Source organism: Streptomyces sp. NPDC048291 (assembly GCF_043201715.1).
In the GTDB taxonomy this organism is placed as follows: Bacteria; Actinomycetota; Actinomycetes; order Streptomycetales; family Streptomycetaceae; genus Streptomyces.
The window spans coordinates 211,206-227,311 of record NZ_JBICZC010000002.1 but is presented as its reverse complement, the minus strand read 5'-3'; the positions used below and the strand labels follow the sequence as shown (position 1 = coordinate 227,311).

The 16,106-nt window shown below is 70.2% G+C and carries 12 protein-coding genes and 2 tRNA genes; 10 read left to right on the top strand and 4 right to left on the bottom strand.

All coding sequences use genetic code 11. The features are described 5' to 3' along the window. The first annotated feature begins 365 nt into the window (after positions 1-365). The gene (locus tag ACGF5O_RS05330) at positions 366-812 is read left to right on the top strand and encodes an HD domain-containing protein (protein WP_393808576.1); all 447 of its coding nucleotides are present in this window, start codon (positions 366-368) and stop codon (positions 810-812) included. Positions 813-818: 6 nt separating this feature from the next. Here ACGF5O_RS05330 and ACGF5O_RS05325 read toward each other — a convergent pair whose 3' ends face one another. Then, positions 819-1,949, bottom strand: a complete 1,131-nt coding sequence (locus ACGF5O_RS05325; RefSeq protein WP_393808575.1) for an acyltransferase family protein — start codon at positions 1,947-1,949, stop codon at positions 819-821. 460 nt (positions 1,950-2,409) lie between these two features. Between ACGF5O_RS05325 and ACGF5O_RS05320 the strand changes: the two genes are divergently transcribed. Continuing rightward, the gene (locus tag ACGF5O_RS05320) at positions 2,410-2,604 is read left to right on the top strand and encodes a hypothetical protein (protein ID WP_217549461.1); all 195 of its coding nucleotides are present in this window, start codon (positions 2,410-2,412) and stop codon (positions 2,602-2,604) included. A 38-nt stretch (positions 2,605-2,642) separates the two neighbouring features. On the opposite strand, the gene ACGF5O_RS05315 is transcribed toward ACGF5O_RS05320, so the two are convergent. Then, entirely contained in the window at positions 2,643-2,855 is a 213-nt protein-coding gene (locus ACGF5O_RS05315; protein WP_393808574.1) for a hypothetical protein, read from the bottom strand. Positions 2,856-2,959: 104 nt separating this feature from the next. Then, positions 2,960-3,030: transfer RNA gene (locus tag ACGF5O_RS05310), tRNA-Gly, on the bottom strand. Between the two features lie 197 nt (positions 3,031-3,227). Here ACGF5O_RS05310 and ACGF5O_RS05305 point away from each other — a divergent pair. The 5 genes from ACGF5O_RS05305 (at position 3,228) to clpX (ending at position 8,088) form a co-directional block, all read left to right on the top strand. Beyond that, a tRNA-Pro gene (locus ACGF5O_RS05305) sits at positions 3,228-3,304 on the top strand. A 186-nt stretch (positions 3,305-3,490) separates the two neighbouring features. Next, a complete protein-coding gene (tig, locus tag ACGF5O_RS05300; RefSeq protein WP_393808573.1) occupies positions 3,491-4,879 on the top strand; it encodes a trigger factor in 1,389 nt (462 codons plus the stop codon). A gap of 378 nt (positions 4,880-5,257) precedes the next feature. Then, a complete protein-coding gene (locus ACGF5O_RS05295) occupies positions 5,258-5,866 on the top strand; it encodes an ATP-dependent Clp protease proteolytic subunit (RefSeq protein ID WP_393534019.1) in 609 nt (202 codons plus the stop codon). A gap of 67 nt (positions 5,867-5,933) precedes the next feature. Next, positions 5,934-6,599 carry an ATP-dependent Clp protease proteolytic subunit gene (locus tag ACGF5O_RS05290; RefSeq protein WP_362582364.1) on the top strand — a complete coding sequence of 222 codons (666 nt, stop codon included), beginning with the start codon at positions 5,934-5,936 and terminating at the stop codon, positions 6,597-6,599. 202 nt (positions 6,600-6,801) lie between these two features. Then, on the top strand, positions 6,802-8,088 hold the full coding sequence (gene clpX, locus ACGF5O_RS05285) for an ATP-dependent Clp protease ATP-binding subunit ClpX (RefSeq protein WP_093503035.1): 1,287 nt from the start codon (positions 6,802-6,804) through the stop codon (positions 8,086-8,088). A gap of 68 nt (positions 8,089-8,156) precedes the next feature. Here clpX and ACGF5O_RS05280 read toward each other — a convergent pair whose 3' ends face one another. Then, complete coding sequence (locus ACGF5O_RS05280; RefSeq protein WP_393808572.1) at positions 8,157-9,149, bottom strand: hypothetical protein; 993 nt, start codon at positions 9,147-9,149, stop codon at positions 8,157-8,159. Positions 9,150-9,286: 137 nt separating this feature from the next. Between ACGF5O_RS05280 and ACGF5O_RS05275 the strand changes: the two genes are divergently transcribed. The 3 genes from ACGF5O_RS05275 to ACGF5O_RS05265 all read left to right on the top strand — a co-directional run bounded on the left by ACGF5O_RS05275 (position 9,287) and on the right by ACGF5O_RS05265 (position 16,104). Continuing rightward, a complete protein-coding gene (locus ACGF5O_RS05275) occupies positions 9,287-11,917 on the top strand; it encodes a valine--tRNA ligase (RefSeq protein ID WP_393808571.1) in 2,631 nt (876 codons plus the stop codon). Positions 11,918-12,086: 169 nt separating this feature from the next. Then, the gene (locus ACGF5O_RS05270) at positions 12,087-14,585 is read left to right on the top strand and encodes a SpoIIE family protein phosphatase (protein WP_393808570.1); all 2,499 of its coding nucleotides are present in this window, start codon (positions 12,087-12,089) and stop codon (positions 14,583-14,585) included. Beyond that, positions 14,578-16,104, top strand: coding sequence for a bifunctional folylpolyglutamate synthase/dihydrofolate synthase (locus ACGF5O_RS05265; protein WP_393808569.1), 1,527 nt, complete (start codon positions 14,578-14,580; stop codon positions 16,102-16,104). The genes ACGF5O_RS05270 and ACGF5O_RS05265 overlap by 8 nt, the downstream gene beginning before the upstream one ends. Positions 16,105-16,106: the final 2 nt, after the last annotated feature.

The window sequence follows — 16,106 nt, the reverse complement described above, 5'->3', positions numbered from 1 at the left end:
CGCGTCCTACATACTCGCCGCGAGCCGGCGAGATGACCGCAGCCCGGGCCACGCCCGCGGCCCGTCGGCGGCCTCGGGTGCATAGGGGCTGACCGCGCAGTTCCCCGCGCCCCTGAGGGGGCGCTTCGCCCGCCGTTTCCTCCTGGCCGCGGCCGTGGTGTCGTCGGGGTGGTGGCGGGTCTTGGGAGTCTGCGGGCGAGTGGGGGCCGGCCGCGCAGTTCCCCGCGCCCCTTACGGGGCGTTGTACCCGCGCCAGTTGCATAGCCGGGGGCAGGCGTGCCGCAGGGCGGCACGGGTGGGCGCGGGGGGACCCTGCAAGCGCCGGTGAGTGAAACCCCCCGCCCCGGCCACGAGATACTCGCACCGTGGACATCCTCACCCTCGCCGACGTGGAGTCGCTCGCCCGGACCGCCCACGCGGCGCAGACGGACAAGGCCGGGCGTCCCTACGCCGAGCACCTCGCCGCCGTCGCCCACGGCGTCCGCGCCCGCGGCGGCGACCCGGACCAGATCGCCGCCGCCTGGCTGCACGACGCCGTCGAGGACCACGCCCTCACCGAGGAGTGGCTGGACACGGCCGCCCTGAGCCCCCGCACGAAGGCCATCGTGCTCGCCCTCACCAAACACCCGGGCGAGCCCCCGGAGTCGTACGCCCACCGCGTCCGCACCACCCCCGGCGCCCTCCTCGTCAAGGAAGCCGACCTCGCGCACAACGCCGACCCCGGCCGCCTCGCCGTACTGGACGAGCACACCCGCACACGGCTGACCGAGAAGTACGCCCGGATGCGCGCCCTCCTCGGCCTCCCCGGGTAGGCGCTCTCACGCGTCGGCCATCTCCCGGCTCCGCGGCTCCCGCTCCCGCTCCTGTTCCCGGGCCGGTACCGCCGCGTCCCGCCGGAACGCCCAGTCCATCCGCGGCTCCATGGCGAACCGGAACACCCGCCGCACGGGCCGCGTGCACAGCAGCGTCACGCACGCGCCCGCGAGCGCCGTGACGAGGATCTCGCCGAGCGGCCCGTGCAGCCACTCCGGATCGAACCAGCCCGCGTGGACGCCGTACTTCACGCCGAAGCCGTGCAGCAGGTAGCCGTAGAGCGTGCCCGCGCCCAGCGCCGTGAACCACGTCCGCCGGCCCGGTACCCAGGAGAAGAAGCCGGCCGTCAGCAGCATCGAGCAGCCGAACATGCCGAGCACCATCAGCGGCCCGGACCACCACGGCGCGCCCAGCTCCTGCGCGGAGTCCCGGTGGTAGAACCACGCGGTGTTCAGCCGCGGCACCGACCACCACGCGAACGCCAGCGCGAGGGCGAACACCGGCACCGCGGCGATCCGCACCGGCCACCTGCGCACCAGCCGGAAGTGCTCGGGCCGCAGGCACAGGCCGAGCACGAAGTACGGCAGGAACTGCAGCACCCGCTGGAGGTCGAGGTCGTCGCCGATGGACGGCGACACGGATGCCAGCATCGCGATGCCGAAGGCGACCGGAAGGGGATGGCGGACCGCCTTCCACAGGGGCGTGGTCAGGCGCCAGACGAACAGCGCGCACAGGAACCAGGTCAGGTACCAGGGATCGAGCAGGCTGATGTCCATGCCGGAGTCGCCGACGACGAAGCGCTGGAAGAGCGAGTAGCCGGTCTCGAACAGGACATAGGGGACGAGGACCCCGGTGACCAGCCGCTTCAGCCGGTCGGGGCGCATGTCGAAGTTCCGGGAGAAGTAGCCGGAGACGATGATGAACGCCGGCATGTGGAAGGCGTACACCACGCAGTACACCGCCTCCAGGACGCGGCTGTCGCCCTTCAGCGGCTCCCATGAGTGACCCATCGCGACGAGCACGATCGCCAGGTACTTGGCGTTGTCGAAGAACGCGTCGCGCGGTCTGCCCGCCGGCGGTCGGGCCGGGGGACGTGGTGTTCGGTTCTGGCCGGGGGACGTGGCGGCGTCAAACATCTGAGGCACCCTAGCGTTGCCTGTGGGATTTCGTAAAACCGCCGATGTGATTCCTGGTAATCGGCGACAACCGAATCTTGATCGCCGGGGTATTTGCCGGGGTAGATGCCTGCGCCTATGCAGTTCCATGCTCCACTTAGACCCTTGATGTCCCCATTCATCCCTACTAATTGGTGCATAACGTCCGCAGGTCGCCGCTCTTTGCCGCGCCTGTGTCAATAATTCGAATTGGCTGCGCGCGAGTTGTGTGGACACGGAAACCATGTCCGTCAATTGCCGTGGATCCGCGGGCGGGTGGGGCCTCGAATTGCAGTGCGGGCAGTTGCCGGTGTGAGGTGCGTTGTCGACGTTGTGTCACGAACCGCATAGTGCGGCCGGGTTGGTGGCACGATGGATCTGGCGGGGGTGCGGGGCCGTACCCCAGGGCCGGAGAGCGGACCGACCGAGGGTGTGATCAGTTGTGGCCATTTCACTGTCTGTAGTGTTGCTGTTGGCGATCATCCTTGTGGTGTTGATGAGAGGGGGGAACATCAAGGCGGGCCCCGCGATCGTCGCCGTCCTGTTCGGCTTCTTCCTCGCGTCGACCGGGATGGCCCCCTCCATCCAGCGCTTCCTCGACTCGCTGGCGCAGACCATAAACTCGATCAACTTCTGACCGCGGGAGCCGGCCGGCGGCAGTGCCCGTCCATCCGCCTATCCGCGCGGGACGGGGACCTGCTTCCAGCCGTCGACCGACCTCGTCACGAAGAGGACCCGGTAGACCTCGCGGGTCCACACGGTGGCACCCTCACCGTGCCCGGGGAGCTCCTGGAACGCTTCTTCCGCCGAGTCGTAGCTGTACTTACGACCCTTCGCGTCCTTGACCATCCACTCTCTGCCGGGCAGCCCGGCGGCTCCCATGGCCATGCCGGCTTCTCCTTCGTCGCGGACCCGGACCCGGCCCCGACAACGCCTCAGGCCCAGGTCACGGGGGTAAATCTACCCCCGTGACCTGGGCCTGAGCCATTCGGAGCGGGCGACGGGAATCGAACCCGCGTAGTCAGTTTGGAAGACTGAAGCTCTACCATTGAGCTACGCCCGCACAACACGCGCCGCAGGTCGGCGACCGCGGCACAGAAGGCATCGTAGCGGGTCGCCCGCCACGTAGGCCAACGCGATTGGTCTGCGGGGATGCGACCGGAGGACGACCGGGACACGCCGGGGACGCGCCGCCGGTGCGGGTGAACAAAGCGGCCGACGCAGGCGGCCCGGGCATGTACCCTACGTGTCGCACCGGAACGGGGTGTGGCGCAGCTTGGTAGCGCGTCCGCTTTGGGAGCGGAAGGCCGTGGGTTCAAATCCCGCCACCCCGACCACCACCTGACGGCGTCCGTCTTGATCGCCTTTTGGGGCGCTGAGCCGCTGCGGTTACTATGCAAGCTGCGCGCCCGCGTGTCCCGGCCCCCGCACGGCGGCCTACGAACTCCTCCGGGCGGCGAAACTCCGCCGGGCCCCTCTGGCACCGGCAGAACCCAAGAAGTCAGCCACAAGGAGACCGAACCGTGAAGAGCGCCGTGGAGACCCTGAACCCGACCCGGGTTCGGCTCACTGTCGAGGTGCCCTTCGAGGAGCTCAAGGACAGCCTCGACGCGGCGTACAAGAAGATCAACCAGCAGGTCACGGTGAAGGGCTTCCGCAAGGGCAAGATCCCGGCCCGCGTCATCGACCAGCGGTTCGGCCGCGGAGCGGTCCTGGAGGAGGCGGTCAACGACGCGCTTCCGAAGTTCTACACCGAAGCGGTCAACGAGGCCGAGCTGAACCCGCTGGGCCAGCCCGACGTCGACATCACCGAGCTGAAGGACGGCGAGACGCTGAACTTCACCGCCGAGGTGGACGTCCGCCCCGCCCTGGAGATCCCGGACTACTCGGGCATCGAGGTCGAGGTCGACGCGGTCGAGGTCAGCGACGAGGACGTCGAGAAGTCGGTCGAGCAGCTCCGTGAGCGCTTCGCCTCCACCTCGCCGGTGGAGCGGGCCGCCGAGGACGGCGACGTCGTCACCATCGACCTGGAGGCCAAGGTCGACGGCGAGGTCCTGGAGGACGGCATCGCCAGCGGTGTCTCGTACACCATCGGCTCCGGCGAGCTGCTGGACGGCATCGACGACGCCGTGAAGGGCCTGGAGGCCGGTGGCGAGGCCACCTTCGCCTCCGAGCTCAAGGGCGGCTCCGCGGCCGGCCGCGAGGCCGAGGTCACCGTGAAGGTCACCCAGGTCGCCGCCCGCGAACTGCCCGAGCTGGACGACGAGTTCGCGCAGCTCGCCTCGGAGTTCGACACGCTGGACGAGCTCAAGGAAGACAGCCGCAAGCGGCTCGCCAACATGAAGACGTACGACCAGGCCACGCAGGCCCAGGAGCGCGTCCTGGAGAAGCTCCTGGAGCTCGTCGAGGTGCCCGTCCCCGAGAAGCTGCTCGAGGACGAGATCAACACCCGCAAGCACAACCTGGAGCACCACCAGCTCGGCCAGATGGGCCTCGACCTCGACAAGTACCTGGAGATCCAGGGCAAGACCGCCGAGGAGTTCGAGACCGAGACCCGTGAGGCCGCGGTCAAGGGCATCAAGACCCAGTTCGTCCTCGACGAGCTGGTCAAGGTCGAGAAGCTGAACGTCAACCAGGAGGAGCTCACCGAGCACCTCATGCGGCGCGCGGCCTCCTCCGGCATGTCCCCCGACCAGTTCGCCCAGGCCGTCGTCGAGGGCGGCCAGGTCCCGCTCCTGGTCGGCGAGGTCGCCCGCGGCAAGGCCCTGGCCGTCGTGGTCGAGGCCGCCACGGTGAAGGACACCAACGGCGAGATCGTCGACCTGGACGACGAGGACGAGGACGAGACGGAGGCCCCTGAGGCCGCCGCCGAGGCCACGGACGCCCCCGCCGAGGACAAGACCGAGGGCTGAGCCCACCGGCGCCCACAGCGCCACACAGGGGCCCCTGGGACCATCCCGGGGGCCCCTTTGGCATCCCCCTGGGCTGCAGCGTGCCCCAAAGGGGCGCGGGGAACTGCGCGGGCAACCACGACGCACTCGCACGCGCCCACGCACCCGCGCCACCGCGGCGCGTGGCCGTCGGCCCACCGGCGCAGCCGCTACGCCCCCGGCGAACAGCCCTGTTACCGGGATTCCCCGAAGGGACCATCGCGTTAGGGTCCATGAGTACGAGGGCAAGGGGACCGGAGTCCGACAGGACTGCAGCCCCCGGCCAAGCCCCCGGCTAGGGAAACGTGAGACGGCCCGGCGCCGTCGTACAGACGAGCAGGTGGATACGTGACGAATCTGATGCCCTCCGCCGCCGGCGAGCCTTCCTTCGGTGGTGGCCTCGGTGACCAGGTCTACAACCGGCTGCTCGGTGAGCGGATCATCTTCCTGGGCCAGCAGGTGGACGACGACATCGCCAACAAGATCACCGCACAGCTGCTGCTGCTCGCGGCAGAGCCCAACAAGGACGTCTTCCTCTACATCAACAGCCCCGGCGGCTCGGTGACGGCCGGCATGGCGATCTACGACACCATGCAGTTCATCCCGAACGACGTGGTGACCATCGCGATGGGCATGGCGGCCTCGATGGGCCAGTTCCTGCTCACCGGCGGTACCGCGGGCAAGCGCTTCGCGCTGCCGCACACCGACATCATGATGCACCAGGGCTCCGCGGGCCTGGGCGGTACGGTCTCGGACATCAAGATCCAGGCCCAGTACCTGCTGCGCACCAAGAAGACCATGTCCGAGCTGACCGCCCTGCACTCCGGCCAGTCCGTCGAGACGATCGTCCGCGACGGCGACCGCGACCGCTGGTTCACCCCGGAAGAGGCCAAGGAGTACGGTCTTATCGACGGGATCATCACGCATGCCTCCGGTGTTCCGGGAGGCGGCGGCACCGGTGCCGCCTGAGCCCGGCCAGGCCGCACTCCGCCGAGACTCCAGCCCCCCGAACGCCACCAGGACGGTGAACACCCTCATGACCAACATCCCCGGCGCCGCTGACGCCCGCTACGACGGGCCCCGGCCCGACGCCCGCTACGTCATCCCGCGCTTCGTCGAGCGCACCTCCCAGGGCATCCGCGAGTACGACCCGTACGCGAAGCTCTTCGAGGAGCGCGTGATCTTCCTCGGCGTCCAGATCGACGACGCCTCCGCCAACGACGTCATGGCGCAGCTGCTGTGCCTGGAGTCGATGGACCCCGACCGGGACATCTCGATCTACATCAACAGCCCGGGCGGCGACATGACCGCCCTCACGGCGATCTACGACACGATGCAGTTCGTGAAGCCCGACATCCAGACGGTCTGCATGGGCCAGGCGGCCTCCGCCGCGGCGATCCTGCTGGCCGCCGGCACGCCCGGCAAGCGCATGGCGCTGCCGAACTCCCGGGTGCTGATCCACCAGCCGGCCGGTTCCACCGGCCGCGGCCAGCTCTCCGACCTGGAGATCATCGCCAACGAGTTCACGCGGATGCGCGACCAGCTGGAGAACATGCTGGCCAAGCACTCCAACCGGCCGATCGAGCAGGTCCGCGAGGACATCGAGCGCGACAAGATCCTCACCGCTGAGGAAGCGCTCGACTACGGCATCGTGGACCAGATCATCTCCACCCGGAAGATGAACAACGCGGACGTCCGCTGACAGAGGCCGCTGACAGAGAATGTATTCTCTGCCGCCCTTGGCACGGTTTGACCGCGCGCACCGCAAGGTGCACGTCAAAGTGAACCGTGCCAAGGGGGGCCCGTACGGGGGGCCCGGCAAGGTACCGTCGACATAAGGCAGCACCAGGAGCCGCTGGATTCGAGAGAGTCCAGGCGTCTCCCAGGCGAAGGGGAAGCACACCGTGGCACGCATCGGTGACGGCGGCGATCTGCTCAAGTGCTCGTTCTGCGGCAAGAGCCAGAAGCAGGTCAAGAAGCTCATCGCAGGGCCCGGTGTGTACATCTGCGACGAGTGCATCGATCTCTGCAACGAGATCATCGAGGAGGAACTCGCCGAGACGAGCGAGGTGCGCTGGGAGGAACTCCCCAAGCCCCGCGAGATCTACGAGTTCCTCGAGGGCTACGTGGTGGGCCAGGAGCCCGCCAAGAAGGCCCTCTCGGTCGCGGTGTACAACCACTACAAGCGCGTCCAGGCAGGGGAGAACGGCGGCGCCCAAGGCCGCGACGACGCCATCGAGTTGGCGAAGTCGAACATCCTCCTGCTGGGCCCCACCGGCTCCGGCAAGACGCTCCTCGCGCAGACCCTGGCCCGCATGCTGAACGTGCCGTTCGCGATCGCCGACGCCACCGCGCTGACGGAGGCCGGCTACGTGGGCGAGGACGTGGAGAACATCCTCCTCAAGCTGATCCAGGCCGCGGACTACGACGTCAAGAAGGCCGAGACCGGGATCATCTACATCGACGAGATCGACAAGGTAGCCCGTAAGAGCGAAAATCCTTCGATCACGCGCGACGTCTCCGGCGAGGGTGTGCAGCAGGCCCTGCTCAAGATCCTCGAAGGCACCACGGCCTCCGTCCCGCCGCAGGGCGGCCGGAAGCACCCGCACCAGGAGTTCATCCAGATCGACACGACGAACGTGCTGTTCATCGTGGGCGGTGCGTTCGCCGGCCTGGAGAAGATCATCGAGTCCCGGGCGGGCGCCAAGGGCATCGGCTTCGGCGCGACCATCCGCTCCAAGCGCGAACTGCAGTCCAAGGACCAGTTCGAGGACGTCATGCCCGAGGACCTGGTCAAGTTCGGCATGATCCCGGAGTTCATCGGCCGCCTCCCGGTCATCACCTCGGTCCACAACCTGGACCGCGAGGCCCTGCTCCAGATCCTCATCGAGCCGCGCAACGCGCTCGTCAAGCAGTACCAGCGCCTCTTCGAACTCGACGGGGTGGAGCTGGACTTCGAGCGCGAGGCCCTGGAGGCCATCGCCGACCAGGCCATCCTCCGCCAGACCGGCGCGCGCGGCCTGCGCGCCATCATGGAGGAGGTCCTCATGTCGGTGATGTACGAGGTCCCGTCCCGCAAGGACGTGGCCCGCGTCGTCATCACCGCCGACGTCGTCCACTCCAACGTCAACCCGACCCTGATCCCGCGCGACGCGCGCGGCCGGGGCGCGGGGGAGCAGAAGTCGGCGTAACCCCCGTACGACGAACGACGGAAGGGGCCCCGGTCGACCGTGACCGGGGCCCCTTCCGTCGTTCGCCGCTAGAGCTTGACGCGGACCTCGTTCCGCAGCTTGGCCGCGATCTCCGCGTTGTCGGCGACCAGGTTGCGTTCGCTCCCGGCCAGATTGGCGAAGCTGAACGCCGAGACGATGGCGACGGTGCTGTGGTCGCCCCAGATGCACATGGGCGACTTGAGGGTCTTCGGCTCACCCGCGGAGGCGGCGGAACTGTTGTCGACCTGCACCACCTGGCACTTCATGACGCCGTTGGTGAAGCCCGCCGGCTCGACCGCCTCGGGGCTGCCGACCAGCTTGCTCCGGTCCGACGAACCGCTCTTCTCGGACTCGGACTTGACCTTGGCGAACATGGCGTCGACGACGGCCTCCGGGTCGTCGATCGTCCCGTACACCCCGGCGAACGAGAGGCTCTTCGTCGTCAGGCCCGAGCCGTTCCCGTAGACGGCGCTGACGGCCTTCGGGTTCTTCACGCCCATCTTCTCGAAGTCCGAGACGTCGGAGTCGGTCAGCCCGTCCGAGGAGTCGGCGTTGTCCGACTTCTTGTACGTCCCGTCGATGACCGTCGCCGGCGTCGTCAGCTTGTGCGCGCCGTCGTCCTTGATGCCGCCCGCGCCGCTGCTCCCGGCGAGCACGAAGTACGCCCCGACGCCGATCGCCGCCACCACGGCGACCGCCCCGATGACCAGCCCCGTCTTCTTCTTCCCGCCGCCCGGCGGCGGCTGCGGCACGCCGTAGGGCTGCTGGCCGTACGGGGGCTGGCCGTAGGGCGGCTGCTGCTGGCCGTACGGGTTGTCCTGCGGGGGAACGCCCTGGGGCGGGTAGCCGTAGCCCGGCTGCGGGGGCTGCGGCGGCTGGCCGTAACCCGGCTGCGGCGGAGCCTGCTGCGGGTAGCCGTAGCCGGGCTGGGGCGCCTGGGGCGGCTGCGGCTGCTGGCCGTACGGGCCCGGCTGCTGCCCGTACGGTCCCGGCTGCTGCGGCGGCGGCGCGCCGTACGGGCCCGGCTGGTTGTAGCTCATCTCTGGGTTCCCCTCCAGATGCTTATGTGTTCCTGACATCCTGGCGCAGGCACAGCGGACTCATGGCGCGGGGGTGCCCACCGTTACGGAACAAACGCGTTTCGGGACAGCCCTGAGACACCCCTAAACTGGGCCCCGTGACCGAGAATGCTCAGCAGCAGCCCACAGCGCCCAGCACCGAACTGCCGACCCAGTACGCGCCGGCCGACGTAGAGGGGCCGCTGTACGAGCGCTGGGTAGAGCGCGGTTACTTCGCGGCCGACGCCAAGAGCGACAAGCCCGCGTACACCATCGTCATCCCGCCGCCCAACGTCACCGGCTCCCTGCACCTGGGCCACGCCTTCCAGCACACGCTGATGGACGCGCTGACCCGCCGCAAGCGCATGCAGGGCTTCGAGTCGCTGTGGCTGCCCGGCATGGACCACGCCGGCATCGCCACCCAGAACAAGGTCGAGCAGCAGCTCGCCGAGGAGGGCAAGTCCCGCCAGGACCTCGGCCGCGAGGAGTTCGTCGAGCGCGTCTGGCAGTGGAAGGAAGAGTACGGCGGCAGGATCCTCGGCCAGATGCGCCGGCTCGGCGACGGCGTCGACTGGGACCGCGAGCGCTTCACCATGGACGAGGGCCTGTCCAAGGCCGTCCAGACCATCTTCAAGAAGCTCTACGACGACGAGCTGATCTACCGCGCCGAGCGCATCATCAACTGGTGCCCGCGCTGTCTGACGGCCATCTCGGACATCGAGGTGGAGTACCAGGAGGACGACGGCGAGCTGGTCTCCATCAAGTACGGCGAGGGCGACGAGACCCTGGTCGTCGCCACCACGCGTGCGGAGACGATGCTCGGTGACACCGCCGTCGCCGTCCACCCCGACGACGAGCGCTACAAGCACCTGGTCGGCAGGCGCATCAAGCTCCCGCTGACCGACCGCACCATCCCCGTCGTCGCGGACACCCACGTCGACCCGGAGTTCGGCACGGGCGCCGTCAAGGTCACCCCGGCCCACGACCCGAACGACTTCGCGATCGGCCAGCGCCACGGTCTGGAGTCCATCACCGTCATGAACGAGCGGGCGGTCATCACCGTCCACGGCCCGTTCGAGGGACTCGACCGCTTCGAGGCGCGCTCCGCGATCGTCGCCGCGCTCCGCTCGCAGGGCCGGATCGTCGCCGAGAAGCGGCCCTACGTCCACAGCGTCGGCCACTGCTCGCGCTGCAAGACCACCGTCGAGCCGCGCCTGTCCATGCAGTGGTGGGTCAAGGTCGCCCCGCTCGCCAAGGCCGCCGGTGACGCGGTCCGCGACGGCCGGGTGAAGATCCACCCCGAGGACATGTCGAAGCGGTACTTCGACTGGGTCGACAACATGCACGACTGGTGCATCTCGCGCCAGCTGTGGTGGGGCCACCGCATCCCGGTCTGGTACGGCCCCGAGGGCCAGGTCGTCTGCGTCGGCCCCGACGAGGAGCCGCCCGGCACCGAGGCCGAGGGCTGGAAGCAGGACACCGACGTCCTGGACACCTGGTTCTCCTCCGGCCTGTGGCCGTTCTCCACCCTCGGCTGGCCCGAACAGACCGCCGACCTGCGGAAGTTCTACCCGACCGACGTCCTGCTCACCGGCCACGACATCATCTTCTTCTGGGTCGCCCGGATGATGATGTTCGGCCTCTACGCCATGGACGGCGAGGTCCCCTTCCACACCATCGCGCTGACCGGCCTGGTCCGCGACGAGCGCGGCAAGAAGATGTCGAAGTCCTTCGGCAACGTCGTCGACCCGCTGGACTGGATGGACAAGTACGGCTCCGACGCCGTCCGCTTCACCCTGGCCCGCGGCGCCAACCCCGGCACCGACGTCCCGATCGGCGAGGAGTGGGTCCAGGCGTCCCGGAACTTCGCCAACAAGATCTGGAACGCCACCCGCTTCGCCCTGATGAACGGCGCGACCGTCGAGGGCCCGCTCCCGGACCCGGCCGAGATGTCGGCGACGGACCGCTGGATCCTGTCCCGCCTCAACGAGACCGTCGCCGAAGTCGACGCGTTCTACGACGACTTCCAGTTCGCGAAGCTCTCCGACGCCCTCTTCCACTTCGCGTGGGACGAGGTCTTCGACTGGTACGTCGAGCTGTCCAAGACGACGTTCCTGGAGGGCGGCCGGGGCGCCGAGGTCTCCCGGCGCGTCCTGGGCGAGGTCCTCGACGTCACCCTGAAGCTGCTCCACCCGGTCGTCCCGTTCGTCACGGACACCCTGTGGACGACGCTGACCGGCGGCGAGTCGGTCGTGATCGCCGACTGGCCGGCCGACAGCGGCTTCCGGGACGAGGCGGCGGAGCGGGAGATCGAGAGCCTCCAGTCCGTCATCACCGAGGTCCGCCGCTTCCGCGCCGACCAGGGCCTGCAGCCCGGCCAGCGGGTCCCGGCCCGCCTGACGCTGGACGGTACGGCCCTCGCCCCGCACGAGGCGGCCATCCGCCAGCTGCTGCGCCTGCAGCCCGAGGGCGACGCCTTCGCGGCGACCGCGACCCTCCCGGTGGCCGGCGCCACGGTCGCCCTCGACCTCTCCGGCACCATCGACGTTGCCGCGGAGCGCAAGCGCCTCGCGAAGGACCTCGCCGCCGCCGAGAAGGAGAAGGCCCAGGCGACCGGCAAGCTCGGCAACGAGGCGTTCCTGGCGAAGGCCCCGGACAACGTGGTCGAGAAGATCCGTACCCGGCTCGCCAAGGCCGACGAGGACATCGCCCGCATCGGGACCCAGCTGGACCGCCTCCCGCAGGCGTAGCCGCACCGCGTTCCGCAGGCGCCCGGCAGCCCCCTTCCACGGGGCCGCCGGGCGCCTGCGCGCGTTTCCCGGGTCGCGAAGCGCCGTCCGGCCGTCGCCCTACAATCCAGAAGTAGGAACATGACCGTAATGATCCGTTTTGGTGCCATGCGGCGGAGGGAACGCCCACATGCAGCTCAGGGGCCGGACGAGGACGCCTCCGCACCGGGGACTGGTCCCCCTGACGGCCGGTGCGGGCGGCCTGCTCGCCGTACTCGTGGGCCTCGTCTTCCTGATACTGGTACTGGCGATCGCGGACGCCCAGCACTCCCTGCTCTCCGCCCGGAGCGGCCGGCCCGCCCTGGATCAGATCGGCGTGGTCCAGGGCACCGTCCTCGACATGGAGGGCGGTCAGCGCAGCTACGTCATCACCCGCCAGGACGCCTTCCTCGAACCCTGGCGGACCGCCCGGGCCGCGTTCCCCGCACAGGCGCGGCGGCTCGTGGACGTCAGCACCTCCTCCGGCCAGCGGCAGCTCGCCCGGCAGATCCAGCGGTCCGGCCAGTCCTTCATCGACGACTACTCCGTCCCGCTCGTGGCCGAGGCCCGGCGCGGCGATCCCGACGCGAGCAGCACGGCGCGCACGCTGGAGGGCAAGCAGCGGCTCGACACGCTCCGGGGCCAGTTCTCCCGCTACATCCACGACGAGCGCGTCGCGATCAGCCGGCGCGAGAACGCGCTGGAGGCCCGGATGCGCATGCTGACGATCGCCGCGTCCGTCGGCGTCGGCGCGGCGGTCCTGCTGATCGTCGCCTACGGCGCCTACGTGACCCGGGTGATCGTCTGGCCGGTGCGCAGGATGGCCCGCTTCGCGACCCGGCTCGCCGCCGGGGACATGGGCGCCCGGGTGCCGCCCTCCGGGCGCTGGGAGATCGGGCAGCTGGAGACCGCGTTCAACACCATGGCGGGCTCGCTGGAGAAGAGCCACCGCCGACTGCGGCTGCTCTACGACGCCAGCACCGCCGTCGGCAACACCCTGGACGTGGGGCGCACCGCCGACGAACTGGTGCGGGTGGCCGTACCCCGCTTCGCCGACTTCGTCACCGTCGACCTGGAGGAGTCGGTGCTGCACGGCGGGGAACCGACGGCCGCCGAGACCGTCCTGCGGCGCGTCGCCCGCGGCGGCGTCCGCGACGACCCCCCGCTGGACCCCACCGGAGCCCTGATCGCCGTGGACCCGCCGCCCGGTGCCGACCGGCACACCGCAGCCGCCCCGGCCCTCATGGCCGACCTGCGGGTCACCCGGCGCGCGAGGTTTCCCGACGCGCGCCACACCGAACAGCTCCTCGACTACGGCATGCGCTCGCTGATCACCGCGCCGCTGTCGGCACAGGGCGTCCTGATGGGAGTGATCGTCTTCTGGCGCACCCGGGACTCCCCGCCCTTCGAGAAGGACGACCTGTCCGACGCCGAGGAACTCGCCGCGAAGTCCGCGACCGCCATCGACAACGCGCGCCGCTACACCCGGGAGCGCGAGACCGCGCTGGCGCTCCAGCGCAGCCTGCTCCCGCACGGCCTGCCCGACTGCCCGAGCGTCGACTTCGCCTACCGCTACCTCCCCACCGGCACCCGGGCCGGCGTCGGCGGCGACTGGCTCGACGTGATCCCGCTGTCCGGCACCCGGGTGGCCCTGGTCGTCGGGGACGTCGTCGGCCACGGCATCCAGGCCTCCGCCACCATGGGCCGGCTGCGCACGGCGGTCCGCACCCTCGCGGACGTCGACCTGCCCCCCGACGAACTCCTCACCCACCTCGACGACCTGGTCCTGCACCTCGACGACGGCGTCGGCGAGCAGGCCGGCGAGGTGGGTTCGACCTGCCTGTACGCCGTCTACGACCCGGTCTCGCGGCACTGCTCGCTGGCCAGCGCCGGCCATCCGCTGCCCTTCGTGATCACTCCCCAGGGGGTGGTGGAGCCGGCCCCCGGCCAGGCCGGCCCGCCGCTCGGGCTCGGCGGGCTGCCGTTCGAGACCACCGACCTGGAGCTCACCGCGGGCTCCACGCTCGCCCTGTTCAGCAACGGCCTGGTGCACTCCCGCGACCTCGACCTGAGCCGCGGCCTCGACCGGCTGCGCCGCGCGCTCACCGCGGCCGGGGAGGGAGAGCCGCTGGAGGAGTCCTGCGAGCGGGTGGTGGCCGCGCTGCGCACCGGCGAACCCGCCGACGACGTCACCCTGCTCCTCGCCCGCACCCGCGCCCTGCCCGGCGACCAGGTGGCCGCCTGGGAGGTCCCCGCGGACCCCGAGCAGGTCGCCGGGGCCCGGACCCTGGCCACCGAGCAGCTCGCCGCCTGGAAACTGGACGAGCTGGCCTTCACCACCGAACTGGTGGTCAGCGAACTCGTCACCAACGCCGTCCGCTACGGCGGCCCCCCGATCCAGCTGCGGCTCATCCGCGACACCAGGATGCTGATCTGCGAGGTCTCCGACGGCAGCAGCACCGCCCCGCACCTGCGGCGGGCCCGGGTCTTCGACGAGGGCGGCCGGGGCCTGCTGCTGGTGGCCCGGCTCACCCGGCGGTGGGGGACCAGGCAGACCTCCGCGGGCAAGACGATCTGGTGCGAGCAGGCGCTTCCGGCGACCGTCGCGTCCACGCGTCCGCCGGGCTCCGTAGACTGGTGCCGTGAGTGATCTGCCTCCGCGCGACCCCCATGAGAGCTTCGACGGCGACTTCGAGGACGGCTTCGACGACATCGTCGCGGCCGAGACGGACCGTGACCCCGATCTCGCGGTGATCGAGGCCGGCAGCCGCACCCTGCGCACCCAGGGCGGCCCGCAACAGGCCGACGTCCCGGGCCGGCCCGAGGACCCCGAGGTCGACCGGGCCCTGCGCGAGGTGGAGGCGGAGCTCGCCACCCGCTGGGGCGAGACCAAGCTGGAGCCGTCGGTCACCAGGATCGCCGCCCTGATGGACGTGCTGGGCGAGCCCCAGCGGTCCTACCCCTCGATCCACATCACCGGCACCAACGGCAAGACCTCCACCGCCCGCATGGTCGAGGCCCTGCTCGGCGCCTTCGACCTGCGCACCGGCCGCTACACCAGCCCGCACGTGCAGTCGATCACCGAGCGCATCAGCCTCGACGGCGCCCCGATCTCCGCCGAGCGGTTCATCGAGACGTACCAGGACATCAAGCCCTACGTCGAGCTGGTCGACGCGCAGCAGGAGTACCGGCTCTCCTTCTTCGAGGTGCTCACCGCCATGGCGTACGCGGCCTTCGCGGACGCCCCCGTGGACGTCGCCGTCGTCGAGGTCGGCATGGGCGGCTCCTGGGACGCCACCAACGTCATCGACGGGGACGTCGCCGTCGTCACCCCCATCGACCTCGACCACACCGACCGCCTCGGCGAGACCACCGCGGAGATCGCCGGCGAGAAGGCCGGGATCATCAAGCAGGACGCCACCGCGATCCTGGCCCAGCAGCCGGTCGACGCGGCGCAGGTGCTCCTCAAGAAGGCCGTCGAGGTGGACGCCACCGTCGCCCGTGAGGGCCTCGAGTTCGGCGTCGTCGCCCGCCAGGTCGCCGTCGGCGGCCAGCTGCTCACCCTGCGCGGGCTCGGCGGCGAGTACGAGCAGGTCTATCTCCCGCTGCACGGCCCCTACCAGGCGCACAACGCGGCCGTCGCGCTCGCCGCGGTGGAGGCGTTCTTCGGGGTCGGCTCCCAGCGCCCCGAGCCCCTCGCCATCGACACGGTCCGCAAGGCCTTCGCGGCCGTCTCCTCCCCGGGCCGCCTCGAAGTCGTACGGCGCTCTCCCACCGTCGTCCTCGACGCCGCCCACAACCCGGCCGGCGCCCGCGCCACCGCCGAGGCGGTCGGCGAGGCCTTCGACTTCAGCCGGCTGATCGGCGTGGTCGGGGCCAGCGGCGACAAGGACGTCCAGGGTCTCCTGGAGGCGTTCGAGCCGATCTTCGCCGAGGTCGTCGTCACCCAGAACTCCAGCCACCGCGCGATGGACGCGGACGAGCTGGCCGCGATCGCCGTCGAGGTGTTCGGCGAGGACCGCGTCCAGGTCGAGCCGCGGCTGCCCGACGCCCTGGAGGCCGCGATCACGCTGGCCGAGGAGGAGGGCGAGTTCGCCGGCGGCGGCGTGCTGGTCACCGGTTCCGTCATCACCGTGGGCGAGGCCCGCCTGCTCCTCGGGAGGCCCTGACC